At 39.4% G+C, this 25607-nt stretch carries 29 protein-coding genes; 15 read left to right on the top strand and 14 right to left on the bottom strand.

What is annotated here, in order from left to right; all coding sequences use genetic code 11:
* The first annotated feature begins 262 nt into the window (after positions 1–262).
* From ACYQ3L_RS12165 to ACYQ3L_RS12145, 5 genes are read left to right on the top strand one after another with little or no spacing between them, the layout of a single operon-like run.
* Positions 263–733 (top strand): DUF4252 domain-containing protein, encoded by a 471-nt coding sequence (locus ACYQ3L_RS12165; protein ID WP_379999066.1) that lies wholly within the window; start codon positions 263–265, stop codon positions 731–733.
* A 28-nt stretch (positions 734–761) separates the two neighbouring features.
* The gene (locus ACYQ3L_RS12160) at positions 762–1268 is read left to right on the top strand and encodes a DUF4252 domain-containing protein (protein ID WP_379999068.1); all 507 of its coding nucleotides are present in this window, start codon (positions 762–764) and stop codon (positions 1266–1268) included.
* Entirely contained in the window at positions 1269–1763 is a 495-nt protein-coding gene (locus tag ACYQ3L_RS12155; protein ID WP_379999070.1) for an RNA polymerase sigma factor, read from the top strand.
* The gene (locus tag ACYQ3L_RS12150; RefSeq protein WP_379999072.1) at positions 1763–2329 is read left to right on the top strand and encodes a hypothetical protein; all 567 of its coding nucleotides are present in this window, start codon (positions 1763–1765) and stop codon (positions 2327–2329) included. The genes ACYQ3L_RS12155 and ACYQ3L_RS12150 overlap by 1 nt, the downstream gene beginning before the upstream one ends.
* Positions 2326–2802, top strand: coding sequence for a DUF4252 domain-containing protein (locus ACYQ3L_RS12145; protein WP_379999074.1), 477 nt, complete (start codon positions 2326–2328; stop codon positions 2800–2802). The genes ACYQ3L_RS12150 and ACYQ3L_RS12145 overlap by 4 nt, the downstream gene beginning before the upstream one ends.
* Positions 2803–2861: 59 nt before the next feature.
* Here the strand turns inward: ACYQ3L_RS12145 and recA are convergent, their stop codons facing one another.
* The 5 genes from recA to ACYQ3L_RS12120 form a co-directional block, all read right to left on the bottom strand.
* On the bottom strand, positions 2862–3884 hold the full coding sequence (gene recA, locus ACYQ3L_RS12140) for a recombinase RecA (protein WP_379999076.1): 1023 nt from the start codon (positions 3882–3884) through the stop codon (positions 2862–2864).
* 25 nt (positions 3885–3909) lie between these two features.
* Positions 3910–4371 carry a thioredoxin-dependent thiol peroxidase gene (gene bcp / locus ACYQ3L_RS12135; protein WP_379999078.1) on the bottom strand — a complete coding sequence of 154 codons (462 nt, stop codon included), beginning with the start codon at positions 4369–4371 and terminating at the stop codon, positions 3910–3912.
* A 15-nt stretch (positions 4372–4386) separates the two neighbouring features.
* Positions 4387–4920 (bottom strand): hypothetical protein, encoded by a 534-nt coding sequence (locus ACYQ3L_RS12130; protein ID WP_379999080.1) that lies wholly within the window; start codon positions 4918–4920, stop codon positions 4387–4389.
* 54 nt (positions 4921–4974) lie between these two features.
* Positions 4975–5550, bottom strand: a complete 576-nt coding sequence (locus ACYQ3L_RS12125; RefSeq protein ID WP_379999081.1) for an LOG family protein — start codon at positions 5548–5550, stop codon at positions 4975–4977.
* A gap of 554 nt (positions 5551–6104) precedes the next feature.
* Entirely contained in the window at positions 6105–6962 is an 858-nt protein-coding gene (locus ACYQ3L_RS12120; protein WP_379999083.1) for a helix-turn-helix domain-containing protein, read from the bottom strand.
* 453 nt (positions 6963–7415) lie between these two features.
* Here ACYQ3L_RS12120 and ACYQ3L_RS12115 point away from each other — a divergent pair, with 453 nt between their 5' ends.
* A complete protein-coding gene (locus ACYQ3L_RS12115) occupies positions 7416–8681 on the top strand; it encodes a carboxypeptidase-like regulatory domain-containing protein (protein ID WP_379999085.1) in 1266 nt (421 codons plus the stop codon).
* A 90-nt stretch (positions 8682–8771) separates the two neighbouring features.
* On the top strand, positions 8772–9350 hold the full coding sequence (locus tag ACYQ3L_RS12110; RefSeq protein ID WP_379999087.1) for an acyl carrier protein phosphodiesterase: 579 nt from the start codon (positions 8772–8774) through the stop codon (positions 9348–9350).
* Between the two features lie 10 nt (positions 9351–9360).
* Here the strand turns inward: ACYQ3L_RS12110 and ACYQ3L_RS12105 are convergent, their stop codons facing one another.
* Positions 9361–10098 (bottom strand): LexA family transcriptional regulator, encoded by a 738-nt coding sequence (locus ACYQ3L_RS12105; RefSeq protein ID WP_379999089.1) that lies wholly within the window; start codon positions 10096–10098, stop codon positions 9361–9363.
* 383 nt (positions 10099–10481) lie between these two features.
* Between ACYQ3L_RS12105 and ACYQ3L_RS12100 the strand changes: the two genes are divergently transcribed.
* Together ACYQ3L_RS12100 and ACYQ3L_RS12095 are read left to right on the top strand one after the other, a co-directional pair.
* Positions 10482–10757 carry an immunity 17 family protein gene (locus ACYQ3L_RS12100; RefSeq protein ID WP_379999091.1) on the top strand — a complete coding sequence of 92 codons (276 nt, stop codon included), beginning with the start codon at positions 10482–10484 and terminating at the stop codon, positions 10755–10757.
* A 160-nt stretch (positions 10758–10917) separates the two neighbouring features.
* Complete coding sequence (locus ACYQ3L_RS12095) at positions 10918–11220, top strand: hypothetical protein (RefSeq protein WP_379999093.1); 303 nt, start codon at positions 10918–10920, stop codon at positions 11218–11220.
* 92 nt (positions 11221–11312) lie between these two features.
* Here ACYQ3L_RS12095 and ACYQ3L_RS12090 read toward each other — a convergent pair whose 3' ends face one another.
* The 4 genes from ACYQ3L_RS12090 to ACYQ3L_RS12075 all read right to left on the bottom strand — a co-directional run bounded on the left by ACYQ3L_RS12090 (position 11313) and on the right by ACYQ3L_RS12075 (position 15173).
* Positions 11313–12464, bottom strand: coding sequence for an esterase (locus tag ACYQ3L_RS12090; RefSeq protein ID WP_379999095.1), 1152 nt, complete (start codon positions 12462–12464; stop codon positions 11313–11315).
* A gap of 40 nt (positions 12465–12504) precedes the next feature.
* Positions 12505–13515: an AI-2E family transporter gene (locus ACYQ3L_RS12085; RefSeq protein ID WP_379999097.1), complete on the bottom strand. Its 1011-nt coding sequence runs from the start codon at positions 13513–13515 to the stop codon at positions 12505–12507.
* A 312-nt stretch (positions 13516–13827) separates the two neighbouring features.
* Positions 13828–14238, bottom strand: coding sequence for a DoxX family protein (locus ACYQ3L_RS12080; protein WP_379999099.1), 411 nt, complete (start codon positions 14236–14238; stop codon positions 13828–13830).
* 74 nt (positions 14239–14312) lie between these two features.
* Positions 14313–15173 carry an energy transducer TonB gene (locus ACYQ3L_RS12075; RefSeq protein ID WP_379999101.1) on the bottom strand — a complete coding sequence of 287 codons (861 nt, stop codon included), beginning with the start codon at positions 15171–15173 and terminating at the stop codon, positions 14313–14315.
* Positions 15174–16255: 1082 nt separating this feature from the next.
* Between ACYQ3L_RS12075 and glmS the strand changes: the two genes are divergently transcribed.
* The 4 genes from glmS to ACYQ3L_RS12055 all read left to right on the top strand — a co-directional run bounded on the left by glmS (position 16256) and on the right by ACYQ3L_RS12055 (position 19849).
* Positions 16256–18100 carry a glutamine--fructose-6-phosphate transaminase (isomerizing) gene (gene glmS / locus ACYQ3L_RS12070; RefSeq protein WP_379999103.1) on the top strand — a complete coding sequence of 615 codons (1845 nt, stop codon included), beginning with the start codon at positions 16256–16258 and terminating at the stop codon, positions 18098–18100.
* Between the two features lie 108 nt (positions 18101–18208).
* Positions 18209–18736 carry a Hint domain-containing protein gene (locus ACYQ3L_RS12065; RefSeq protein ID WP_379999105.1) on the top strand — a complete coding sequence of 176 codons (528 nt, stop codon included), beginning with the start codon at positions 18209–18211 and terminating at the stop codon, positions 18734–18736.
* Positions 18737–18775: 39 nt separating this feature from the next.
* Positions 18776–19180, top strand: coding sequence for a PaaI family thioesterase (locus ACYQ3L_RS12060; protein WP_379999107.1), 405 nt, complete (start codon positions 18776–18778; stop codon positions 19178–19180).
* An 87-nt stretch (positions 19181–19267) separates the two neighbouring features.
* Positions 19268–19849, top strand: coding sequence for a hypothetical protein (locus tag ACYQ3L_RS12055; protein WP_379999109.1), 582 nt, complete (start codon positions 19268–19270; stop codon positions 19847–19849).
* A gap of 192 nt (positions 19850–20041) precedes the next feature.
* Here ACYQ3L_RS12055 and ACYQ3L_RS12050 read toward each other — a convergent pair whose 3' ends face one another.
* From ACYQ3L_RS12050 to ACYQ3L_RS12040, 3 genes are read right to left on the bottom strand one after another with little or no spacing between them, the layout of a single operon-like run.
* Entirely contained in the window at positions 20042–20401 is a 360-nt protein-coding gene (locus ACYQ3L_RS12050; RefSeq protein WP_379999111.1) for a GntR family transcriptional regulator, read from the bottom strand.
* Positions 20402–20405: 4 nt separating this feature from the next.
* Complete coding sequence (locus ACYQ3L_RS12045) at positions 20406–21188, bottom strand: hypothetical protein (RefSeq protein ID WP_379999113.1); 783 nt, start codon at positions 21186–21188, stop codon at positions 20406–20408.
* A 4-nt stretch (positions 21189–21192) separates the two neighbouring features.
* On the bottom strand, positions 21193–22026 hold the full coding sequence (locus ACYQ3L_RS12040; protein WP_379999115.1) for an ABC transporter ATP-binding protein: 834 nt from the start codon (positions 22024–22026) through the stop codon (positions 21193–21195).
* 756 nt (positions 22027–22782) lie between these two features.
* Between ACYQ3L_RS12040 and ACYQ3L_RS12035 the strand changes: the two genes are divergently transcribed.
* Positions 22783–23265: a surface-adhesin E family protein gene (locus ACYQ3L_RS12035; RefSeq protein ID WP_379999117.1), complete on the top strand. Its 483-nt coding sequence runs from the start codon at positions 22783–22785 to the stop codon at positions 23263–23265.
* A gap of 49 nt (positions 23266–23314) precedes the next feature.
* A complete protein-coding gene (locus ACYQ3L_RS12030) occupies positions 23315–25072 on the top strand; it encodes an LIC_10190 family membrane protein (RefSeq protein WP_379999120.1) in 1758 nt (585 codons plus the stop codon).
* 37 nt (positions 25073–25109) lie between these two features.
* On the opposite strand, the gene ACYQ3L_RS12025 is transcribed toward ACYQ3L_RS12030, so the two are convergent.
* The gene (locus ACYQ3L_RS12025) at positions 25110–25478 is read right to left on the bottom strand and encodes a YccF domain-containing protein (RefSeq protein ID WP_379999122.1); all 369 of its coding nucleotides are present in this window, start codon (positions 25476–25478) and stop codon (positions 25110–25112) included.
* Positions 25479–25607 lie beyond the last annotated feature (129 nt).

The raw sequence follows: 25607 nt of genomic DNA, 5'->3' as shown, positions 1-25607 counted from the left end.
TAGCGTCTCTGCATGAAATACTGTTTACTGTTAACTGCTGACTGTTTACTGTTAACTGAAATAAGTGTTACCTTTGTTACCTTTTTCAACTTCCGGACAAAAATTACAATATTAAAACACTGTATAACAGGTGAATAAATTTTAATTTCTTTTTTAGTTCTTTTTGCTGTAACAAATTTCCGGACTGTTCCGTCTTAGTATTTGAAAGCAGATGAAAGCGCGCATCTATTATTAATTTACTAACTTTTATATAGGAACTGTTATGAAAAAATATTTATTTTGTTCAGTGTTTCTTTTTGGCATTATACTGGCTGCACCGGCACAGAATATAGACCAGTTATTGAAGAAGCTGACTAAAACTGAAAATATAGAGAAAGTAAAAATAGGAAAGTTCATGATGTCTCTGGGTAAAGCATTTGGTGGTGCAGGCGACATACCGGTAGCAAGGGGGATACATTCTATGGAGATATATGATTTATCGTCTTGTGACAATGGCCTGAAAAAAGATTTAGCGAAACAATTCAATAAGCTGAAAGACGGAGGAGGTTATGAAACCCTGATTTATGCCAAAGATAAAAGTGATGGTGTACGCATTATGGTAAAGAAAGATAAAGATACCATCAAAGAAATGATAATATTATGCATGGACGAACACGACCCTGCAATAATCCGGTTTTCGGGTAAAATAAAAGATAATGACATTGCCGAACTGGTAAACAAATACGACAAATAAAAATAACAAAGTAAAACACAATCGATTTATGAAAAAGTTTATAGTATTTTTTATCCTAATATTAGCAGGAACCCATATCGCAACAGCTCAGGACCTGGATCGTCTGATGGAAGAAGTGGCAAAAAATGAAAAGGCGCAACGTCAGGTAGTAGACAAGACCATGCTGGGTGCTTCCATGGCGCAGGCTCAGGCTCAGGACCCGACAGGGGAATTGAAATCAAAAATGCCTTCGTTTATGCAGAAGATAGATTCTATACAGGTGGTCACATTGGAGGAGGGTGCTCCCGATACAAGAAATACGGTACTGGAGAACCTGAACTCATTCAAAGATGATGATATATATTCTACACTGGTAAGAGTCAAGGACGGTGAAGATAATGTACGCATCATAGCTAAGAAGAACGGGGAAGCAGTATCGGACGTATATATCTTTGTCGTGGATGAAGACGATATCGTTTTGGTAAAAATGAGTGGCAGACTGGAGCAATCCGATTTGGAGGATATAGTTAAAGAACAGACGAAGAACAAGAAATAGATGGATGCGGAAACTTTTAAAAAAGTATTTCTCCCATATCATCAAAAATTGTATCGAATAGCTTATCGTATTGTACAGGATGCCGCAAATGCCGAGGACATAGTCCAGGAAACATTTATAAAGCTCTGGAATAAACGCGGGGATATGCAGAATATAGAAAATACCGAAGCTTTCTCCATTATTATACTCAGAAACACATGCCTGGATTTTTTACGGAAAACAAAAAACGATCACCATACCAATTATGACACAGATATTCCCGAAACGGATTCCCTGGTCAAACAGATAGAAGTACAGGATGAAGCCGAACGGGTAAAAAAACTGATAAACAGGTTGCCTGAACAGCAACGGCAAGTTATGATAATGAAGCATTGGGACGGGTATTCGGATGAAGAAATAGAACAGATAACGGGAATCAGCCCGGGAAATATTAGGGTAATACTCTCAAGGGCAAGAAAAACGATACGCGAACAATTCATAAAAATACAACAGTGATGAAAACGGACGAAATAAAAATAATGCTGGATGCTTTCTACAACGGAGAAACAACTGCCGCAGAAGAACTGAGATTGCTGGAATATTTTAGCAGTGAATATGTCGCCGATGAACTACTGGATGAGAAAGAAGTTTTCCTCAGCATGTATCAGGCAGAACCGATCGATGTACCTCCGGCTTTGGAGACGAAACTGGAAAACCTTATTGACAATCTTGCTTCGGAAGAAAAACAGAAAGCAGAGATAAATGCCGGATCTAACAGAAAGCATCTGCTGAGATGGGTAGGAAGCGCAGCAGCCTGTATAGCCGTATTGATTTCCGTTACATTCTACTTCAACAATAAGCCTGATGCAGGCCAACCAACAGTAAGCCCAAAGCAGCAAACAGCAGAAAACCTCAGTGAAGCTGATAAGAAAGCCTTAAAAGAAGCAGAAGACGCACTTATACTATTGTCTTCTAACTTTAATAAGGGTGTGAACCAGCTGGCCATAGTCACTTCAAGCCTTGACAAATCAAATGAAATATTAAACAAAACGCTTAATCGCAAAAAAGATAAAGAATCATGAAAATAAAAGTGTTCATTACAGCTATATTGCTCCTGGCCGGTTTTGCTACTATGCAATCGCAAAACAATATGTTCGACAGGCTTTCGGATAGCAAGGACATCTCCACCGTCTACATCTCCAAGGCATTACTCAGCATGATGCCGAAGATGGATGTCGGAGCCGGCGGTGCCGATATAAAATCACTGGCCGGAAAACTGGAACAACTGGAGATCTACAGCAGCCAAAGTAAGGACGCGGCAAAACTCATCAGAATGGAATTTGAAGGACTTACGAAGGGCAAAACATACGAGACTCTGATGGCCATTAAAGATAAAGGCGATAATATAACCTTTTACGCCCGTAAGGAGAAGGATAACTTCAAAGACCTGATAATGTTCATCAATGCCCCCGAAGAATGTACGGTCATCCGTATCATGGGTAATTTCACGGCAGAAGACGTACAAAAAGTGATGAACAGCAGCAACAAAAAATAAGCAATAAAAAAAGCCTCGGATGGTAATTCTCCGAGGCCTCTTTATCTAATGAAGTATTCTTATTTCTTTGCCTGCAATGCTGCAAAAATCAGGTTTTCAAGTTCTTCGGCAAGCTCCGGATTGTCTTTCACCATATCCTTTGCCGCTTCACGTCCTTGCCCCAACTTTGTATCATTGTAACTGTACCATGAGCCGCTCTTCTTGATGATCCCTAGTTCGGCACCGAGGTCGATAATCTCACCGGAACGGGAAATTCCCTCTCCGTACATGATGTCGAATTCAGCTTTACGGAATGGTGGGGCAACTTTATTCTTGGCTACCTTCACACGGGTCTGGCTACCTTTCACTTCATCACCGTCTTTTAGCTGGCCGATACGACGGATATCGAGACGTACAGAAGCATAGTACTTGAGGGCATTACCTCCCGTTGTTGTTTCCGGCGAACCGAACATAACTCCGATTTTGTCACGTAACTGGTTGATAAAGACACATGTGGTACTGGTTTTATTGATAGCTGCCGTCAACTTACGTAAAGCCTGAGACATCAGACGGGCCTGAAGCCCCATTTTAGAGTCTCCCATTTCACCTTCGAGCTCAGCCTTCGGTGTCAGTGCAGCCACAGAGTCTATCACTACGATATCTATAGCCGACGAACGAATCAACTGCTCCGCGATCTCCAATGCCTGCTCTCCGCTATCAGGCTGGGAAATATAAAGGTTCTCTATATCCACTCCCAATTTCTCTGCATAGAAGCGGTCGAAAGCATGCTCTGCATCGATAAACGCTGCGATACCTCCGGCTTTTTGGGCTTCGGCAATAGCATGTATGGCCAATGTTGTTTTTCCGGACGATTCGGGGCCGTATATTTCGATTACCCTGCCACGAGGATATCCTCCCACTCCAAGAGCGGCATTCAACGCGATAGAACCTGTAGGAATGACAGAAATTTCATCCACCTTATCATCTCCCATTTTCATTATCGAGCCTTTACCGTAGCTTTTCTCTATTTTATCCATTGCAGCCTGCAGAGCTTTAAGTTTCTCTGTATTCGGCGCAGCTTTCTTTTCTTTCTCTTCTGCCATTATCAGTTTCTTTCTTTTGGTTTGTTTATAATTGTTTTAATATTTGCTCCGCATGCTCTTTGGTCTTTATCTCTTTAGGGCCTATTATTTGCTCGATAGTCCCTGATTCATCGATAAGGAATGTTGTACGGAAAGTACCCATGAATTTACGCCCCATAAATGTTTTCTCACCCCAGACTCCAAATGCCTCTACCAGTTTCTTGCCAGTATCGGCTATTAGAGGGAATGGTAATTGTTGCTTCTCTATAAACTTCTTATGGGCTTTCTCATCATCCACACTTACTCCCAGTATCTGATATCCGGCTTTACGCAGCTTCGAAAAATTATCCCTGAAACTACATGCCTCTGCGGTACATCCGGGGGTACTGTCTTTAGGATAAAAATAGAGTACGAGTTTTTGTCCCGCATAGTCGCTGGATTTAACGGTTTCCCCGTCTTGATTTATTCCTAATATATCCGGGATCTTATCCCCTATGTTTAATGCCATAATTCTTATTATTAACTATTCAACATATGCAGTTCGCTCATAAATCGTCTTCTGCCTTCTCACCTTATTTCGTTTATCTATAGTAACATTATCCGCCTCCTGAAATTTACGGCTTGTCTCATAATACAGTTGTATATCGGAATTGGCGTCGGCCCCGAGAATACCGAATTTTTCCAATACCACTATCTTTTGCTTTACAGCCTCCAGGTAATCGAGAACAGAATTACGGTATTCGAGTCCACCCGGATATATCGGCATGTTCACTATTTCGGTACGGATGTTATTCATCTCTTTGAGCGGGGCGCCGGAGGTCTTATGTAAATCCATATCGACTTTATTATCCCAAACCCTCTGTACCAGTTCTTCATACTGTGTATAAACTACATCTATATCTTTTACTATATCGAGCATAAAGTGATTATAACCGCTTCTGGTATTTATATTCTTGTTTCTTTCTAAGCGAAACTTACTTACCTTACCTTCCTGTTTTTGTGCATACCCCATTGCAACAATGGGCAATGAGAGTACAATAAAAAAAATAGTTCTCATTTAGTTTGTTTTGTTAGTTGTGTTAATTATGGTTGTGTCACGGTCGCTACCGTCTTACTTTACTTCGAACCATTTATCGTTTTTGAGGGGTACGAACAATTCCATCTTATCTAATAGGGTATCTACATTACTTTCTACAATCATGATATCCCTATATTCATCTTTCAGGAACCCCTTTTCTATCATTTTTTCGGACATGGCTACCAAAGGGTCGTAATATCCTCCCGTATTAAGCAAAGCTACAGGTTTCTTATGCAAGGCCAACTGCGCCCATGTAAGCATTTCAAACAGTTCCTCCATAGTTCCGTAGCCTCCTGGGAGGGCTATCACTGCATCACTAAGTTCATTCATTAAAGCTTTACGTGCATGCATCGTTTCTACGATATGCATTTTGGTTATATTTTTATGCTCCAATTCCTTTTGTTTAAGGAATTCGGGTATTACGCCAATTACCTCACCATTTTCTTCCAGTGCGCCATTGGCTACAGCACCCATCAATCCTACATGTGCACCTCCATAGATAACGCCATATCCTCTGCGGGCTATAATTTTCCCTAATAATATTGCCTGTTCCACAAAAACGCTCTCGTTTCCTGATGATGAACCGCAAAAAACCGATATATATTTCATATCTGAAAATCTACTTTAAATGAATATCCAGAACTTACAGGCTGCAATCCCCCATATGAAGATATACGCTGAATAATATGTAATTTATAACTCATTATTCAAACAAAGATAATAATAATCTTATAGATTATGATGGAATAAAAGACTCTGTTGAAAACTTTTGTCTCCGTAGCCAAAAACCCGTTTCCAAAGACACAAAAAGCTGACTCTGATTGCTTTTTGCTTTTTAGAAGCGCGAAGCGATAAAACCAGCAGATGGTAATTTGTTTAACCTAAACCTACTACTTGTTTAAAAGATAATACACGGACTGTGTAATCTGATCCCGGATACAATAATAATGTAAAAAGTCCGCAAATTCCCTTCGCAGACTTTCCAACCTTAACACAAACTTTACAAAACTACACAATAATAGAGTTAAACTACAACCTATTCAGGTCTTCATTTAAATAAATATATTTTCCTCATATATTTACATTACAAATGTACGGAATTACGAGCCTCTATCATTACATAAAAACACCCGCTTTTTCAGAATTCGTGCCTTTCTGCCATACTATATTTTATTTGCAGTTTTTTTTCGGCGAATCCTGCCCGGTGTTGTACCAAAATGGACTTTGCAAAAGTCGTTAAAGTGGGAAGGTGAAGAGAAACCATATTCATCACTTATTTCTTTGAATGATTTCTCAGTACTGTTTATCTGATGATATATGGATTTTGAGCGCACGTCTTTCATCCAATGATATGCCGATACGCCAAATACTTTCTTAAATCGTTTCTGAAAGCCGGAAAGACTGTAATGGGTCAAATCGGCCAGTTCCTGAACAGTCTTGGCTTTGTAATGATTTTTTATAACCAGATCGGAGAAGGAAATATCTTTACTAAGCAAGGGATAGAAAAAGCCTAAAAGATCTGCCTTTTCGTAATAAGCCCGTAGAAGAAAATAAAACTCTTTGGCCTTCAACTCGAAATAATATGTACATTTCAAGCCGTCGGTCATACAAATATCCAAAAATGAAAGAAAAGATTCTACCCTTTCATTTATGTCCAGATAATACAAATCAGGTTCAAAACCATCTGTTTTCTCCCGGAGCAAAACATCTAAAGAAAAGCAATCGCACAGATGCTTCGTATCATGTAAACGGATAATGATAAAAACACAATCTTCCTCAGCACGGAAAACCATCTGGCTCCCCGATGGAATCAACATTATCTTGCCTGCAATTATACTTCTTCCGGAAAATTCCCCAAAAGAAAAACGCAAACTGCCATTCAGTACAAAAAAAGCTTTATTGTCAATGGAAAACAATTCCCATTTCTGTCCTTTTTTTATACCGACTTTCTCTATTGTAGGCCTTTCTCCTTTTTCGTAATTATAGCAGGTGAGATGTTCCTGTGGATATAATAATTCCATGTGGATGTTCCTCTAAAATTGTTTTGTTATAGCCTTGTTTCGTAATGTACCAAAAGATTCGCATCTATTTTTATATATGATGATGTTTGAATATTAGAAAATATACCGACGCTGATTGCAAATGTAAACAAAAAAAGTAATATTATCATAGCCCAAAGCATAATACAACATTATTTATTGATACTTACGCACCCATTAACTGCATTGCCAAGCCTGTTTTTCGAAAAACACTTCCCGGTCAACTCTATTTCTGAACAGATAAAGGCTCTGGTGACGGCACCTTCTGTCCAGTGAAAATCCCAAAGGTAAACAGCGATTTATTCAGATTTTATTATTATCTTTTAGTCGTGATAAGCATTGTGCAACTCTTGTTAGTCATTAAACATTATAATAATCCCGTATGTTTATATTATATAAGCAGGAATCTGGTACTTAACTAAATAGCTGAAGAACATGAAAGCAAATTATAAACCTACTGCACATTCAGCCATATTGCTCCTGTTTCTCTTTTTTGCAGTTCCATTATGGGCACAGGTCGGTGTGGATTACACCTCAATAAGCGGGGTGGTGAAAGATAGACGTACTAAAAAAAATATGGAATATGTAAGCGTATCCGTCCCGGGTACAAATATCGGAACTATCACCAACGCCGACGGGGAATTTACAATCAAAATAAAAGACGGCGTACGGGCTAAGGCGGTAGAAATATCACATATAGGTTATATAAACTATATTCTGCCTATCGAGGGACGAAATATGTATAATGTAACAATACTGCTTACGGCAAACGAGAATAAGCTGTCGGAAGTAGTTGTACATCCGACTAATCCCCGTGAACTGGTAAAAGCAGCCATTCAAAAAATCGAAGATAACTATAGCCTAAATCCAAACTTATTGACCGGATTCTACCGGGAAACAGTAAAAAAAGGGCGGAATTACATTAATATCTCCGAAGCGGTCATCGATATTTATAAGTCTTCCTATAAAGCAGACACGCGAAGAGATAAGGTACAAATCTTCAAGGGCAGAAAGCTGATTAGCCCCAAGCCTGGCGATACACTTGTAGTTAAGCTTCTGGGAGGCCCTACCCTTGCTGTTTATTTAGACGTAGTGAAAAACACGGATGACATTTTGCTGGATGCCGAAACTTTAGACCACTACGCCTACACAATGGAAGAAAGTGTGATGATAAATGAGCGGCTTCATTATGTCATCAGTTTTACACCTATCCCAATCCTTCCATATGCATTGTATCATGGAAAATATTATATAGACAAGCAGACTCTCACTTTTTCGAGGGCTGAATTCAGTCTGAATATGGATGACCGCAACAAAGCCACGCAGGCTATCCTGATAAAAAAACCGGCAAAGCTGCACTTCAAGCCGGAAGAAGTATCATTCATCGTCACATACAGAGAGCGGGGAGGACGCAGCTACCTCAATTATATACGGAATGATATCCGCTTTAAATGTGACTGGAAGAAACGTTTCTTTTTCTTCTCCACCAACTACGAGGTAGTTTCCGAGATGGTGGTAACCGACCGTAAAGAAGAAGATATAACCAACATCCCGAACAAACTGGCATTCAAGCAAAACCAGTCCTTGTCGGATAAGGTCAGTGATTTCTCAGATAAAAACTTCTGGGAAGATTTCAATATTATAGAGCCTACCGAATCGCTGGAGTCGGCTGTAAACAAACTTAAAAAGAAACATGAATAAAAAACCCTTCTTAAACAGAGGGGTTCTTTTTATAAGCCGTTATACCGATAAAAACGCTATCTTTGCCTCTCATTCGTAAAGTACAAAAACATGAATTTTCTGGCACATGCATATTTGTCGTTCGGAGATCCTGATATACTGATTGGGAATATGATTGCCGATCTGGTAAAAGGCAAACAAATAGAGCAATATCCCGAACGGATACAGCATGGAATACATATACACAGGCACATTGACGCATACACCGACAGCCATCCGGTTACCTTGCGGGCGATGGAGGTATTCCGGTCGTCGGCTCATAAATATGCAGGTCCTTTTCTGGATGTCTCGTACGATCATTTTCTGGCTTTAGATAAGTTGAACGAGCCGGAAGAAGGCTGGAAAGGATTCGCGGCTAAATGTTATTCACAGATCGAACAATACGCAGAAATTCTGCCATCCAGATTTTGCAGTATGTTCATGTATATGAAAAGTGAGGACTGGTTTTTCAACTACCGCTACAACTGGATGATAGAGCGCAGCTTCGGCCGGCTGCAGCAACGGGCGGCCTATCTGCCCGACAATGCGCATATATTCACCGATTTCGAAAATCATTATAAGGAAATAGCCGAAAGCTATAATGAGTTTTTCCCGGACTTAAAGGCTTACACGAAAGAGATATCCTTATAGATCATTCCTTTTAAAAAGTGCTGGACATCCGCTGCACAATGTTGCACAACTGGCAGACATCATCGAGTTTAAGCTCGAAATCAGCATATTCCGGTGATGGATTCAGGGAATGGCAGATTATGGTACCTTTCTCCAGATCCTGGCTGATTATTTGCTTGCATAGTATCGTATTATTAAGCACTATTACCCAATTTGGAAAATCCTCGGTATGCAGTTTGTTGCGCCAATGTTCTTTGCCCAACTCCCGGGCCAGCACAATATCACCATTACTGAGACTACGCTTAGAATCATTGTCCATACTATCGCCCTTTATCTCAAAAGCAAAATAACGGCCATGCCCTATCTTGTCTACAATAAAGTCAAATTCTTCGAATTCATCGCTTACATACTCCACGTCGCGGCAATCGTCGATATATTTGGCATACGCTTTTACAGGGATAAAAGGTACCCGCATACGATACTTCCCGTTCGACATTTCATAATACTTCAGTCCCGACTTGGTGGTAAGGTATGGCTCTTCGCCCCGTACTTTTTCAGGGCGGTTCATATATCCTGTCCCATTGGCAAGCCACTCTTCATTCACTTTAAAATATGCTGCCAAGATGGCAATATTTGACTTATTAGGATTCGTCTTGCCTTCTATATAATTGGCGATTGTACCCTTGGTTATCGCTGTATCTTTCCATATACGGTAAGCGGTGACGCCCTCTTTCTCCAATAAATGCTTCAACCTGTCTTTAAATTCCATACTATCCGCTATTAAATTTTAACTTAGCAACTATATTATCCGGTATAAAAATAAATCACAGCAACAAATATAGTAAAATATTGAATCATAAATATATTTTTGAATTAAAAATAAGCATTTCATCGAGGAAAATATATACTTGAGGAAAATATTCGCTAGTTTTGTATAAAAGATACAACCGGAATACAAATGGACGATAAAAAGGGAAAAAGTCATAATTGGGGATTTACACAATGGGTACTTCTTATCACTATTATATTAATGATAGGATTTGCTATTGCTTACTTCGTTTTTGATTTTCCTGTAAAATTCATTCCTGTAATACTTATCTTTCCTTTATTCGGAAGTATTTTTAATAAAAAAAATAATAGATAATTCTTCTGATGGATAACCTTAAAGACACAATACAAGACTATTACGATCAACACCCGGTTATACTCCCCCTGTTTTGTATAGCAATAGGCATATTCCTTCTCCTGGCATGCATTTTCGACTGGAACTGGATTTTTGGAGATGTAAATACCACTACATACAATCTGAAAAAAATCGATGGATTGGTCAATATGTTCGGACGGAAGACTGCCCGCTTTCTGACAGCAATAAGCGCCGTTTTCCTCATAGTACTCGGCATAGGCCTGGCTATTATGATCCTGTATTAATCCCCTAATAAAACCTTATTGGCAAAGTCTTATTCCTTAAACCATATTTTAACAATTTAGTTATTTAAGGATAAACAATAGCCTCCATTTGATTGTTATTTTAATAAATATCCTATATTTGTTAATAAGAAATTTACTAATCCACAAAATAGATAACATTATGAAAGGTTTTATATTGGGACTTGCTGTCGGTGCACTGGGAGTGTATGCAGCACTTAAGCTATCGGATGAAGAAACCCGCGAAGAATTGCGCACCAAAGTAAATAACGCTACAGGTAAAGCTAAAGCTGAATTAGACCATACCCTTGTCGTAGGTAAGAGCAAAGCCTTGCGCGCCGGAGTACGCGCCAGACAAGAAGTAAGAAAAGGGGCAAAAAAAATCAATGAGGTAACTGCCGATGTAGCAGGGAAATTAGCGAACGAACTATCCGGCATTGAAGCTAAAGCCAAGGCTAAGGCTTAATGTAGTGTTCGGTTTAGATATAAAAATAGGGCCTGGGATTCCCAAGCCTTATTTTTTAGGTCACCGACCTGTTAATCCTTACTCCCGGTTACCTATTTAAACAATTGCGGAACAAATTCTATCATATAATCTCGCCAGTTGCTCCATGTATGCCCGCCTTCACTTTCATGATAGACATATTTGAAATTGAGACTATCCAGTTTTGCCCGGTAGCCGGTTACATCCTTGTACAGGAAATCGGTTTTTCCTATAGCAATCCAGTATAACTTTACCCCGTTCTTATTCTGGGCCTCCAATGTAGCGTCAATATCTTTATATACAGGCGACTCAACATCCTGACGCGGCATGATCGCCGGAGAAAAAAGGCCGATATAATCGAAAGTATCGGGATAATAGCGGGAAATATGCAAAGAATGAAAACCTCCCATCGACAGGCCGGCTATTGCCCTGCCCGATTTATCTTTTATAACCCGGTAACTGTCTTCCACAAAACTTATCACATCTTTGAAGGTCTCTTCCATCTTTCCATCCATCGTGTGCGGAAGCATGAAAGACGGTTTGTAAAAACCCAGGCTCGATTCACCGGGAGCCGCTTCCTGAGCTACATTACCATTTGTCATTACCACTATCACCGGCTTTGCTTTACCCTGTGCAATCAGATTATCGAGTATCTGGGAAGTCCGCCCGAGAGCCATCCATGCTTCTTCATCGCCACCCATGCCATGAAGCAGATACAGCACCGGGTATTTTTCTTTGCCGGTTTCGTATCCGGCAGGCGTATAGATTGTAATTCTGCGCTGCATATCATTTCCGGGAGAAGAATACCACCGGCGCGTCACTGAGCCGTGAGGGACTTTATTCACTTTATATAAGTCTCCATTCCCCCCTCCGATTATAAATATGTTGGAAAGGGTGGAGACATCCCTGTTGATATAAACATTGCTTGGATCATCTGTCTTCAAACTATCTACCCAGAAGGAATAACTGTAAAGATCGGAATGAAGCGGTCCGGTCGTATATGACCACAGACCTTTATCATCTTTATTCATAGCTACAGGCTGCTGTATCCAATCTCCGGATATTTTTACTTCTCTTGCATTAGGAGCATGCAATCTGAAAGTCACAGTATTATTCTCATGTACCTCCGGAGAAACAATTTCGGAACCTCCCCATAAAGCCTGCTGGGGAAATAGGTTTGCGCAAAATATGATGCTTACAATAAGCAGAAACAGTGTTTTTTTCATAAGCAGTAATATTAAAATGTATATGTCTCAAGAAAAATCCCTACCTGTCACTGTCGAGATAGCCGCGTTTGAATATATCTACCAACAGTATAAACATTGACAGGAACAGCGGGCCGAAGATAACACCCCAGAACCCAAATACCGGCAATCCTATCACAACACCAAATACGGTAATCAGCGGATGTGTATTTGCAATCTTCTTCTGAAGAACAAAGCGCAGCAGATTATCGACATTGGAAATAACAATCAATGAATAAGCCGTCAGACCGAGCGCATTCAGCCAATCCCCGGTAATGGCCATATAAATAACAAGCGGCAGCCAGATAAACATCGTTCCCACAATAGGAATAATAGTAGCAAAGCATGTAAGAAACCCGAAAAGTATAGGATCGGGAACTCCAAATATGATATAACCGAGAGTTGCAAAAATACCTTGTATGGATGCCAGCAAAGGAATACCTATAGCATTCGATTTTACCATTACATCGATTTCGCGAAGGACATCTTTTTTGTTTTCATTATTAAATGGCAGTAAATCATTCAGGTAAGTCTCCATTCGCGTTCCTCCGATCAACATAAAATAGAGGACAAATAACATTACTACTGAATTGACGGCAAAACTGCTCACACTACCGATAAGTATCTGTCCTATTTTGGGCAGATAGGCGGCAGCGCTCACAAGGTTGTCCGTACTTAATATATTGTAACCGGTGCGCTCTTTCACCATGGCTATTACTTCCTGGACAGATTCTATAGACGAGGTAAGGTTTAAATTTATACCCTGCAATTCCTGGATCAATAACCACACGGCAATAGCCAGAGGAATAAGAAAACACATAACCACCTCTATCAATATAAGCGAAGCTGCCAAATTCCTCCCTAACCTCTTTTTTCCGGTTAAATAAAACATCTGCTTCCTTACCAGAATATATACGGTCGACGCACCCAATATACCGCTAAAGAGAGGTGAAAAATAATGAAAGAGAATCACTCCCATGAAAAGGATGATAATAATCAGGGAATATTGCCAGTATTGTTCTTTTATAGTCATAAAACCAGTGATTTGATAATTTATAAATTTTTAATTATGTGATTCTATTTTCAATATATTTAACACGAAAGATGCAATTATGTTTAACATTTTACCTTTCCATCATCACAAGGAAGCATTTATTATATCCTTATATAGGGGTTTATTTTTTATACTTCATATTTATATAATAATATGATCGTTTCCCATAGCGGTTATTATCATTAATCCAAATCCAAATTTAAGTAAATAATGTTTATTTCAAGCAATTATAGGATAACAAAAACGGCCGACACATCATGTATCAGCCGCAATATATCGATGGGTAAATATTTAATCCCAGAGTTTCTTATTGCTAAGAGCATATTTACCACCTCCGGTAAATATCAGGGCTACCGCACCAAAGAAATACAAAGCCTGCAACTCGATAGTCCAGCCGCCTGCTTCGTTAACCGTAAATATGTCCGCACTATGCGCCATCCCTACAGCTACAAGCATATTGAATGCAAATATAGCTGCCGCGATACGCGTACCAAAACCAAATATAATAAACAACGGGGCTATTACCTCCCCTATATATACACCATAAACGATAGAAGATGGTAACCCACTGGCTTCCAGCATCTGTTCTATACCTCCTGCGCCATGCATCAATTTGGCTACACCATGCATCAACATCAATACACCGATACTCAACCGGAGAATGAGCAATCCTAAATCTGTATTCCTTTCTAATACTTTCATATACTGTTATTATAATAGTTACAGTAAATAGAACAAAGAAATATCCGGAAAGTTCGTTCTTTCCGAAAAAAAAACTATTTTGGCAACACAAAAGGAATAGGCAACATCACTTCCATCGGTGCAGGCTTACCTTCTTTAAGACCGGGAATCCATTTAGGCATCTTCTTTATCAGGTAAAAAGCCTCTTCGTTACAATCACGGAATATACCTTTGAATAAGGCTATCCGGGATATCTCCCCTTGTTCCGAGATCAATATATTATATATGACCCGCCCTTCTATCCCCATCTGAATAGCCCGTTTAGGGTATTTCAGGTTAGATTGCAGATATGCTTCCAGAGCTTCCCTTCCTCCGGGAAACTGAGGGGCTTTATTCAATAAAGTATCCCCTTGGGATATTATGGCGGCAACAATCCCATCCGATTTTCTTACCGATAAATCTGTTTCATTAGTTACAAGAGAGCCAACATAAAAATTATCGTTCGCTTCTTTTTCCCGCTGTTCTTTCGCCCTTTTCTTCAGATCTTCATCTGCCTTAAAACTGACAGTAAGCTTTTGCTCCATTTTTACAGGCTGACCGGAATCGGTGGCAGGTGTCCATCCGGGCATAGCTTTCACCACACGTATTACTTCATCGTCGGCAACGGGATCAAATCCTCTTGTGATTCCAACCTCCCGCACCGTTCCATCCTTGTCTATCGTGAACTTTATGTCGAGGTCGCCTTCCATTTCTATCTTTAGCAAAAGATAAGGATATCTGATATTACTCTCCAGAAACTTATATAATCCGGCCTCTCCTCCCGGAAATTGAGGTGCTATTATATTTTCCGATCCGGTTTCTACGGGGACAAGCTTTGCGGACACTCCGTTTTGTGCCGAAAGTGCCGATAAACTGATGATCAATGCAATTGTAAAGGTCAAGTATCTGTATATCATTATATATTTGTTTTTTTCAATCTATGGCTTATATACCTGATAAGCACAATTTCTAAAACTTTTTTAATTACCTCTTCCATTCAAAAGTAACAGGTTAACACGATTAAGCAAACACATAGTTATATTTTTTAAGAAAGTTTATCTATAGATAGGAGCTGTTAGCCTTTAGCTTATAGCTTATAGTTCTTTGAAAGAATGATAGGCCCCTCCAACTTCCCCAAGGGGCAGGGCTGTTAAGTTCTCTTCTTTGTTCTGTTATTTTCTGCTGTCATCCTGAGTGGAACGAAGTATCCCGACCCTGAGAAACGAGATGTTTCACTCCGTTCAACATGACACAGAGGGTATAAATAATTAGAACTTAACAGCCCTGCCCCCAAAGGGGACTTACAGAGAGGGAAAAAAGTAACGGATAGAAAATAGTGGAAAAAGTGTAACTTTTGTAACTTTTTAACAGTTACGAGTTACTACGCCCTAGGGCAGTTACGAGTTATGAATTGACTGACACCCTGTTTTGTTTCACGCAAAGGCGCAAAGACGCAAAGGTTTCACATCTTACCAGTTGTTGACTGCTAACTGTTTACTGTTAACTGAAACATGTGTTACCTTTGTTACCTTTTGGGGAAGTTACGAATAGACAAGACACCAGATACGAGTTGTTAACTGTTTACTGTTTACTGTTAACTGATATATCTGTTACCTTTGTTACCTTTTAACAGTTACGAGTTACTTCGCCCTTCGGGCAGTTACAAGTTACGAGTAGACAAGATACCAGATACGAGTTGTTAACTGTTTACTGTTAACTGATATATCTGTTACCTTTGTTACTTTTTAACTATGAATTGCAAATACAGGTTAAAATAAAAAAGGATCTGAGAGGTCTTTGTTAATTGGTTAGCAAAAAAATAATAAGACAACCTGTCAAGATTAAATACATCAGGTTATAAATTTAGTTTGTAGAAACTATATCAAGTAACACAAAGATAAAAAAACATGAAATAAAATGGAATAAAGTTGTTAAAGACACAACTTAACGTTTAAAAAAAGCCTTTTTGTTTATCTTTGCATAAAAAATATATAAATATATGTGTGGCATAGTAGGTTATATTGGTTTTCGCGAGGCTTATCCTATCTTAATAAAGGGATTACACAGGCTTGAATACAGAGGTTATGACAGCGCCGGGGTTGCTATCATTAACGATGAAAATAAATTATCGGTATATAAAGCTAAGGGACGGGTACAAGATCTTGAAGAATATGCCCGTGACAAAGATGTAACGGGTACAATAGGAATTGCACACACCCGTTGGGCTACGCACGGAGAACCCAGCAATGCCAACGCGCATCCCCATTATTCACAATCGGAATCACTGGCGCTTATCCATAACGGGATCATAGAAAACTATGCTGTCTTAAAAGCTGAATTAATAAATAAAGGATATTCTTTTCATAGTAGTACCGATACTGAAGTCCTGGTACAACTGATTGAATATATAAAACAGATAAATCACTGCGACCTGTTCACTGCAGTACAGATAGCCCTGAATCAGGTAGTGGGCGCATATGCGATTGCAGTAATAGAGAAAGGGAATCCGAACCAGATTATCGCTGCCCGCAAAAGCAGTCCTTTAGTAATAGGCATCGGCGAAGGAGAGTTCTTTATAGGTTCTGATGCATCTCCGATTATCGAATACACAAAAAAGGTAGTCTATCTGGATAATGAAGAAATAACTGTAATCAAACGGGATGAAGCTCCTAAGATTGTCACTATATCAAATATCGAGCGTACTCCGAAAGTGAAAGAGCTGGAAATGAATCTCAGCCAGCTAGAAAGAGGAGGATATCCCCACTTTATGCTAAAGGAAATATTCGAACAACCCGAAACCCTGAAAAATTGCATGAGCGGACGAATCAATATCGAGGGTACAAATGTAACGCTTTCCGGCATCATTGACCATAAAGATAAATTTATAAATGCACGGCGTATCATAATCATAGCATGTGGCACATCCTGGCATGCCGGGTTGATAGGAGAATATCTGTTCGAAGAATTCTGCCGTATTCCGGTGGAAGTGGAATATGCTTCGGAATTCAGATACCGTAATCCGGTAATCTGCCCTGATGATATTGTCATAGCTATTTCCCAGTCGGGAGAAACAGCAGATTCGCTTGCAGCTATCGATCTGGCCCGTAAAGCAGGTGCATTTGTTTATGGAGTTTGCAATGTGGTAGGTTCTTCCATTCCCCGCAATACCGACTCCGGTTCATATACACATTGCGGACACGAAATCGGGGTCGCTTCCACAAAGGCATTTACAGCCCAGGTCACCGTATTGACAATGATGGCCCTGACCATAGCGAAAGAAAAAGGCACAATTACCGGAAGTAAGTATCTGGAAGTAATAAAAGAACTCCAGAACATTCCTTCGAAAATCGAGCATATTTTGGCATTGAGCGATAAGGTGAAAGAACTTTCCCTGATTTTTACTTATGCACAAAACTTTATCTATCTGGGACGTGGATATAACTATCCCATTGCCCTCGAAGGAGCTTTAAAGCTGAAAGAAATATCATACATCCATGCCGAAGGTTATCCTGCCGCAGAGATGAAACACGGTCCTATCGCTTTGATAGATAACGAAATGCCGGTAGTAACAATTGCTACACACAGCGTCATTTATGAGAAAGTGGTAAGCAATATACAGGAGATAAAGGCCCGTAAAGGCCGTGTCATAGCTATTATTAATGAAGGTGATGAAACGATGAAAGCACTGGCCGACCATTATATCGAAGTTCCGGCTACAGAAGAGTGCCTCGATCCATTGTTGACATCGATTCCCCTGCAATTGCTCGCATATCACATAGCCGTCAATAAAAACAGGGATGTGGATATGCCGCGGAATCTGGCAAAATCGGTTACCGTAGAGTGATTGTCCGGTTATTATAAATATATTTGCCGATATATATTGTCAGTCAGGGACATTTTGCAAAATATTTCTATCTTTGTACAAAACTTTACATAGAAAAACGAAATTAATATGAAAATCAGATTTTTCCTTTTCACACTTATCTGCTTTCTTGGGCTCAATATGAGTGTGGCTGCGCAGAGTAGTAGCCTGGCTGCGGGCACAAAAATAACAATGTTTGATGACAAGAAAAAGAATATTGAAAACCTGGAAGTTGGAGATATTGTCCTATCATTCAATATCAAAGATAAAGTATACGAAGAAAAGAAGGTAAAAAGTATAAACAAAATAATGTATAATCGCCTTGTACGCGTTACACTGAGCAGCGGAGTGCAACTTACCATGACCAGCGATTGCCCGTTCCTTGCCGAAAAAGGCTGGGTATCAGTTGATCCTGAACTGACTAAGTCGAATAAAAAATATCCGGATGTAAAACGTTGTCAATTAGGAGAGTTCGCGCTTTTCTATAATGTAACAAGTACAGACTATGTAGAAATTACCGTTATACAAGGCATAATGGAACCAACCCAAACCTATATAATAGAACTGGAAGGGGACGGTGCCATCATAGCTAATGGTTTTCTCGTAGGCCAGAATTAATAAAGAATGAGGCTCGATACAAACAATATACAAGAGCGAATGAAGAATACTTTTCTGGAGACATTGAACATCACATTCATAGAATCTGATGACCCAATGTCTCTTGAAGCGATTATGCCTGTCACCCAGCAGATGACCCAAACAATGGGCGTTCTGCATGGCGGGGCAACGATCTCTCTCGCCGAATCGCTGGCAGGGGCAGGCTCTAATAACGTATGCGCAAGCGATGAACGATGCTTTGGTATGCAGATAAGCGCCAGTCATATATCGAGTGCGAATGTAGGTGACACAGTCCGCGCCAAAGGCGTAATCCAACACAAAGGACGTTCTACACATGTATGGAATGTCGATGTATTTTCAGAAAACACAGGACGGTTAATATCGTCTATACGCATAACGAACGCTGTTGTGAAACAGGTTGTATATTTCGGAAAAGGGAAATAGGATATCTCATAATTTATCTAAACAGAGTTAAACCTTTCATACCCTTCTCTATTCTAATAGGAAACTAAACTACCAAAAAGAACTGTTATGAAAAAGTCAGCATTCATCATTATATTTATAGTTCTGTTATTCTCTGCCTGTGGCACTATGCGGCTTGCAGATGTATCGAGCCTGTCTGTAGGAATGACCCAGAATGAGGTGAACCAGATAATGGGCGCACCTATACGAGTATTATCATCTTCTTACACACAAGACGGACAGCTGGATGTGTACGAATACTATACTTACAGAAATGAAGCCTATGCGATAGAATTCTGGAACGGACGATTATCGCGGTACGATTTCATGTATGAAGACGTTCCTCCTGCCGGAATTTCTCCGCGTCCGCCATACACCACTTATCCGAACAGGCCAATGCCTAACCGGCCATCACAACCAAACAGGCCGGAAAACAACAGGCCTTCAAATCGTCCGGATAACAATACCTCCAATTCAGGCAGGCCTAGTACCAGACCGACGGAAGATAATAAACCCGGAAATAGCGGTAGACCATCGTCCGGCGGAACAGAACGCCCGTCTTATGGCTCCGGCAACAGTACCTCGTCAAGAAGCAGCACTCCTGCGAAAGAGCAAAGCAAACAAACCGAAGGAACCGAAGACAAGAAATAAAAATCAACACCCATTCTTATCAGGGAAAGAATGGGTATTTTATATGGTGTCGGGGCTCCCTTCCCTTATTATTTTTGTCACAGAGACGCTGTTAGTATATCAATAAGTTTGTACACTATAACAACTATACATACTACAACGATTGCTATCATAACGGCTAAAATTTTATTTGCATATTTTTTCATAATATCTCTATCCTTTTGACTTATTATACCTATCAACCACTTCATCTATACTGATATCCAGCAATTCCATAGTCTTGAAAGTTTCAGGAAGCATTTCCTCGAAGAATTCTTTCTTCTGAAGATTCAGTATCTGTTTACGGGCACTTTCCGCCACATAATATCCCATACCACGCTTTGAGTAAATGATATTTTCTGTCTGCATATATTCAAACGCCCGCATAGCGGTATTGGGATTCACCTGCAATGTTGTCCCCAATTCCCTGACAGAAGGCACACGTTCCTCTTCCGCCCATTCACCGGTCAACATCTTCTGGAAGCAGAAGTCTACTATTTGCAGATATATCGGTTTATTTGATTTAAAATCCATAATGTTAAATTTCAGTTTCTCTCAGTTTAAAAAAGGATACAATCCACATACCCACAGGAACAACCACATTTATTACAATACTGCAGGTTTTAACTATGACATCGGAAGTAAAAGCGATAAAACCCATTGAATGCCCGGCTTCGTAACCGACCCTGAAAGACTGTTGCTGGTCGCTGTCCAGATTAAAAGTCATATTACCATGCTGCATGGACAGATGCACCATCAGTATCGCGCCGAATACGACTACTATAAACAGTATTAATAAAACAACAGAGGTCTTGGCAAAGGCATACCGCTTGAAGTAATAATATCCACACATGAATATAGATTGGAAAAACAGCACCGTAGATAAAGTTTTGAATGCATAAAGATTTTCTGTCAATCTCATTTCCTTAGCATGTGCCTGTACCCCATCCACCGGGATAAAACCTGTTATAATATTCAGCAATAGCAATAATATGAAAATCATTAGCGGCAGTACAATCACATATTTAGTCCAGAGACTTATAAATTTTTCGAAAGTTGATGACGGTAATGTGAAATCGAAAATACTCGAATGCTTTCCCCTCGACTTTTCAAAAAAGCAAGGACCCGCTATTATGATCGTACCCGCAATAAAATTTATCAACCAGATCAAATTACTATTGTTTGTCAGTACATTCAAAAGCATGGATAAAAAGTACAGGCCTGTAAGTCCGCCCGCAATATAGATATATTGCATCCTGGACAAAAAAAAGTTACGTTTTTCCAGTTCCCAAAAACGATTTATATTAAATATAGCATTCATTCTATCACTGATTAGAGTTAAATAATTCCTTAATTTTCGTCTTATTATTAACAACCGTATTAAACAGAGTTTCTATGTTCAGGGTACTTTCTTCCTTATATTTATTTACCTGCACCGATGCATAACCTTGCATTGTCTGCTCACAATACAGCGCTTCTTCCGGCTTGGAAGATGTGTACGAGAACAAAAGTTTTTGAGTAATCTCTTCCACCGAATTATTCAACAACACCTGATTACGATCCAGTATAATAATAGGGTCTATAAGGCTTTCAAGATCACGTACCTGATGCGTGGAGATCAGGATGCATCTGTTTTCTTCGAATGCTGAAGCCACTATTTTCCTGAACTGCGCCTTGGATGGAATATCCAAACCATTTGTAGGCTCATCCAGCAAAGTAATTGGTGTATTAAGCGCGAGAGCAAATGCTATCATTACTTTCTTTTTTTGTCCGAAAGATAATTCAGCCATTTTCCTGTCCTTTTCTACGTGAAAGTCATTCAGATAAACGTCGAACTGTGTTTCACTGAAATTGGGATAGAAAGATGAGTTATATCTTATAAAGTCTTTTATCAGCATATTCTGAGCCTGAAACTCTTCCGGCAAAAAGAAAAGCTGCTTCAACATCTCCGGATTTCTATATGCGGATTCATACTCAAAAACTTTACAACTACCATTTTTCGGAAAGCATAATCCGCTAATTAAATGTAACAAAGTGGTTTTGCCCACTCCATTTTCGCCTAACAGACCGTATATCCCCCCTTGCATATCAAAAGAAACATGCTCAAATACAGGCCGTTTCTTATTGTAATAGAAGCTTAAGTCATTTATTTTTATCATACATTTAGTGTATTAGTTTATTAGTACACTGCAAATATATGGCATATTTTTATATATGCAATAGAAAATGGAAACTTTTTTTTAAATTTATACAGGACTTCAACTACCACACGTAAAACATTAGTAGCAAACAGTATAATCAATACAAATTCATCTGGCATACCTAAAAAGGTAACAGATATATCAGTTAACAGTCAACAGTAAGCAGTTAACAACCCGTATCTTGTATCTCGTATCTTGTCTACTCGTAACTTGTAACTTGTAACTGCCCAAAGGGCGCAGAAATAACATTCGCCGAAGCGAAGGCGAGGCAAACTCGTAACTGTTAAAAAGTTACAAAAGTTACACTTTTTCCACTATTTTCTATCCGTTACTTTTTTCCCTCTCTGTAAGTCCCCTTTGGGGGCAGGGCTGTTAAGTTCTAATTATTTATACCCTCTGTGTCATGTTGAACGGAGTGAAACATCTCGTTTCTCAGGGTCGGGGTCCTTCGTTCCACTCAGAAACAACGTTCGGCAGAGCGAAGCGGAGCCAATGACAGCAGAAAATAACAGAACAAAGAAGAGAACTTAACAGCCCTGCCCCTTGGGGAAGTTGGAGGGGCCATTTCATTCTTTCAAAGAACTATAAGCTGTAAGCTAAAGGCTAACAGCTCCTATCTATAGATAAACTTTCTTAAAAATTATAAGCTATTTACCAATATATAATCTTTTGATAACCTATCTTTGTTTTAACTATAAACAATAACAGAATAATATGAAATACATTGTCTTTCTCATAAGCCTTATACTATTTTTATCGAGCTGTAAATCCACAACAAGCAGTGTACATCCAAAATATGAAGGGTGGTTTAACATTGCTGTAGCCGAAGATGTGGAAATATATACGGATACAGCCAGCATACGGCACGAAGGTGCGGTAGCCTATGCCCGCGAGAAAAGGGTTTATATAAGCCCGGAAAGCAAGAAGTTGTATATAGACAAGATCAGGGCTGAATATACTAAAATGGGGAAAACTGAGAAAGCCGATAAATGGAATGATTTCAGTTACTGTATTTATAACTGCCTGTATGAGTGTACAAACAAAAGATTCAGAATACTATCGGTCGAAGACTATGACTCTACTGGGAAACGCATCGCTAAAACAACTCCGGCCAAAAATAATATCAGGTGGTTACAAGTCGATAGTGAAACTGTCGGCGACTATACTTTCTTCTTTGTATGTGATTATCAGCAATAAAGAAAATTTAAAAGAAAATCCGTATCTTTGTAATCAAATTTAGTCGAAGATGCTCGCTATAATTATATCATGGATTGCTATCGCGGTAGTTTTCCTTTCTTTGGGAGACATTTTTATCTCCTTATATAACAGACTTTGCAAACAAGATGAACAATATGGACTTACGGATACATTCCTGCTTGGAATGTGCTTTACCCTGATACCGGTATCCATTACTTCATTCTGGTTGCCGTCCAATCATTATATATTATCGGCACTAATTACAGCATGCATTATATACTGGATCATAAGGAGAAATCACCTTCGGGCTGTCGTCCGCAAAGTAAAATCAAGCTTTGTCCATTTACATGCTTTTCAGTCAGCCATTTTCATTATACCCATTATCAGCCTGATGGTTGCCATCATATGGCAGGTAGGCGTATTCGACTCCCTGCTCTACCATCAACAGAATATACGCTGGAATGAGGAATTTGCCATAGTACCCGGATTGGGAAATATAGAACATCGGTTTAGTTTCAATTCCAATTACCTTTTACTGTCGGCTATTTTCAGCCTACGGGTTCTTTTTGGCGAAGGAGTATATAGTCTGCAGGTGTTGGTATTAGCGGCTATAATATGCTGGACAATAAAGGAGATCATACAATCCGGCTATGAGATAAAACGCATCCTGCTTTTATTGGTAATAACAGGATACATCTTCACATTCGGCTATTCATTGGCGGCAACATCTACCGATGCCATACCCAGCCTGGTATCACTATACCTGATAGCAAAACTGTTATTATATCCAAACTCACCGGATAACAAAAAATTATTTTTCATAGTTATTCCGATAGCCTTGATCACATTCAAACTTACCACAATTCCGCTTGGCCTCATTTCGTTATATATATTGGGACGGTTGATCCGGAGTAAAGAATACCGCGCAGTCTTATTCCTGAGTTTCATCCTTGCTGTAATACTGGCACTTTGGTTTACCAGAAACGTTATTATTTCGGGCTATCTGGTTTTTCCGCTTCACGAAATAGATATATTTTCTGTTGATTGGAAACTTCCTGCATTTGTCGCCATTGAAGAAAAAGATTTTATCCTTTCGTGCGGGATAGGTGTCTTGAAAGATGTTGTGTGGCAGATTTTAAATCCGGAATTAAGTAGTTTCGGCGGAATATACAAGTGGGGAATGAATCTCATTTTTATAGTTCCTACCCTGCTCTCCCCTGTTGTTGTCGTATATTCTCTGATGAAGAAGAGGTACCTGAACAAGAATATCTATTTCGTCTATATCGTATTACTGGTAATAATAGGATTATGGTATATGGGAGGGCCCGACCCCCGGTTTATAGGAGGAATATTGTTTGCTATTATATATTATATCTGCTATCTTTTACTCGCTACAAGAGAAGAAAAACTGTACCCTAAAACGGGTACAATACTTACTGCAGCTTTTGCCCTTCTTATGGGATACTGGGCTGTAAGCCGTTCTATCAAGTTTTACAATATGTTTGACTTAAAAACCCCTAAAGCAAATAGCAGGCCTGTATCCGACATCATTATAAGGCAGTACCCTTACAGGGAACTACTCAAATCGCTTACCCTATATACAGATGAGTTTCTTCCTTACAAACTGGACAATGGGGCAACCATTTATATCAGTAAGTCCCCGGAAATACCTGACGGACGTTTTGTATGCTTCGAAAGTCCTTTTCCGTGCACAGTACTACAGGCCGATGCCCTGGGGAAATATCAGGATATAAGCTCTGTAACCACACGGGGTAGAAGTTTACAAGAGGGTTTCAGGTCTAAATAAGTAAAAATTCGTTCTGATTGCACACCCGGTATCGCACCTATTCTACCTTTTTCCCGAAAGGAAACAGTGCCAGATGTATCAGCTTGAAGTGTTGCTTACCAAAAGGAATGCCAATTATTGTGATACAGAATACAATTCCCCAAAACAAATGAGTAAGCGCAATCCAGAATCCACCGATAATGATCCAGATAATATTCATTATCAGATTAAGGCAGCCAATAGAGCTTTCATCCTCTACAACCTTGCTGCCAAAAGGCCATAATGCAAGAATACCCAGTTTGAAAGACTGGATACCGAATGGAATACCTATGATCGTGATCATCATCAGAAAGCCTGCTATAAAGTATTCCAAAGCTATCATAAAGCCTCCGAACAATACCCAGATAATATTACCTATTGTTTTCATATCGATTATACATTACGTTTAAGCAAATATAGCAGTAAAAACAATATATTTAATTATTGTCCGGTTTTTTTCTACAAGGTATATATAATGAGAATTTATTCGTTAATTTGCATTCAATACATATAATCT

Source organism: Dysgonomonas termitidis, assembly GCF_054657735.1.
The sequence above is the reverse complement of the archived record's forward strand: the minus strand, read 5'-3'. Positions and strand labels throughout refer to the sequence as shown.

Bases quoted from the DNA above. Each gene is read 5' to 3' on its own strand.
- ACYQ3L_RS12075 (WP_379999101.1), bottom strand. From the start codon at position 15,173: ATGATATACAGATACTTGACCTTTACAATTGCATTGATCATCAGTTTA.
- ACYQ3L_RS12095 (WP_379999093.1), top strand. From the start codon at position 10,918: ATGAAAGGTTTTATATTGGGACTTGCTGTCGGTGCACTGGGAGTGTAT.
- ACYQ3L_RS12145 (WP_379999074.1), top strand. From the start codon at position 2,326: ATGAAAATAAAAGTGTTCATTACAGCTATATTGCTCCTGGCCGGTTTT.
- ACYQ3L_RS12100 (WP_379999091.1), top strand. From the start codon at position 10,482: ATGGATAACCTTAAAGACACAATACAAGACTATTACGATCAACACCCG.
- ACYQ3L_RS12060 (WP_379999107.1), top strand. From the start codon at position 18,776: ATGAAGAATACTTTTCTGGAGACATTGAACATCACATTCATAGAATCT.
- glmS (WP_379999103.1), top strand. From the start codon at position 16,256: ATGTGTGGCATAGTAGGTTATATTGGTTTTCGCGAGGCTTATCCTATC.
- ACYQ3L_RS12155 (WP_379999070.1), top strand. From the start codon at position 1,269: ATGGATGCGGAAACTTTTAAAAAAGTATTTCTCCCATATCATCAAAAA.
- ACYQ3L_RS12150 (WP_379999072.1), top strand. From the start codon at position 1,763: ATGAAAACGGACGAAATAAAAATAATGCTGGATGCTTTCTACAACGGA.
- ACYQ3L_RS12160 (WP_379999068.1), top strand. From the start codon at position 762: ATGAAAAAGTTTATAGTATTTTTTATCCTAATATTAGCAGGAACCCAT.
- ACYQ3L_RS12165 (WP_379999066.1), top strand. From the start codon at position 263: ATGAAAAAATATTTATTTTGTTCAGTGTTTCTTTTTGGCATTATACTG.
- ACYQ3L_RS12055 (WP_379999109.1), top strand. From the start codon at position 19,268: ATGAAAAAGTCAGCATTCATCATTATATTTATAGTTCTGTTATTCTCT.
- ACYQ3L_RS12065 (WP_379999105.1), top strand. From the start codon at position 18,209: ATGAAAATCAGATTTTTCCTTTTCACACTTATCTGCTTTCTTGGGCTC.
- ACYQ3L_RS12030 (WP_379999120.1), top strand. From the start codon at position 23,315: ATGCTCGCTATAATTATATCATGGATTGCTATCGCGGTAGTTTTCCTT.
- ACYQ3L_RS12080 (WP_379999099.1), bottom strand. From the start codon at position 14,238: ATGAAAGTATTAGAAAGGAATACAGATTTAGGATTGCTCATTCTCCGG.
- recA (WP_379999076.1), bottom strand. From the start codon at position 3,884: ATGGCAGAAGAGAAAGAAAAGAAAGCTGCGCCGAATACAGAGAAACTT.
- ACYQ3L_RS12085 (WP_379999097.1), bottom strand. From the start codon at position 13,515: ATGACTATAAAAGAACAATACTGGCAATATTCCCTGATTATTATCATC.
- ACYQ3L_RS12045 (WP_379999113.1), bottom strand. From the start codon at position 21,188: ATGAATGCTATATTTAATATAAATCGTTTTTGGGAACTGGAAAAACGT.
- ACYQ3L_RS12105 (WP_379999089.1), bottom strand. From the start codon at position 10,098: ATGGAATTTAAAGACAGGTTGAAGCATTTATTGGAGAAAGAGGGCGTC.
- bcp (WP_379999078.1), bottom strand. From the start codon at position 4,371: ATGGCATTAAACATAGGGGATAAGATCCCGGATATATTAGGAATAAAT.
- ACYQ3L_RS12125 (WP_379999081.1), bottom strand. From the start codon at position 5,550: ATGAAATATATATCGGTTTTTTGCGGTTCATCATCAGGAAACGAGAGC.
- ACYQ3L_RS12090 (WP_379999095.1), bottom strand. From the start codon at position 12,464: ATGAAAAAAACACTGTTTCTGCTTATTGTAAGCATCATATTTTGCGCA.
- ACYQ3L_RS12040 (WP_379999115.1), bottom strand. From the start codon at position 22,026: ATGATAAAAATAAATGACTTAAGCTTCTATTACAATAAGAAACGGCCT.
- ACYQ3L_RS12130 (WP_379999080.1), bottom strand. From the start codon at position 4,920: ATGAGAACTATTTTTTTTATTGTACTCTCATTGCCCATTGTTGCAATG.
- ACYQ3L_RS12115 (WP_379999085.1), top strand. From the start codon at position 7,416: ATGAAAGCAAATTATAAACCTACTGCACATTCAGCCATATTGCTCCTG.
- ACYQ3L_RS12110 (WP_379999087.1), top strand. From the start codon at position 8,772: ATGAATTTTCTGGCACATGCATATTTGTCGTTCGGAGATCCTGATATA.
- ACYQ3L_RS12120 (WP_379999083.1), bottom strand. From the start codon at position 6,962: ATGGAATTATTATATCCACAGGAACATCTCACCTGCTATAATTACGAA.
- ACYQ3L_RS12025 (WP_379999122.1), bottom strand. From the start codon at position 25,478: ATGAAAACAATAGGTAATATTATCTGGGTATTGTTCGGAGGCTTTATG.
- ACYQ3L_RS12050 (WP_379999111.1), bottom strand. From the start codon at position 20,401: ATGGATTTTAAATCAAATAAACCGATATATCTGCAAATAGTAGACTTC.
- ACYQ3L_RS12035 (WP_379999117.1), top strand. From the start codon at position 22,783: ATGAAATACATTGTCTTTCTCATAAGCCTTATACTATTTTTATCGAGC.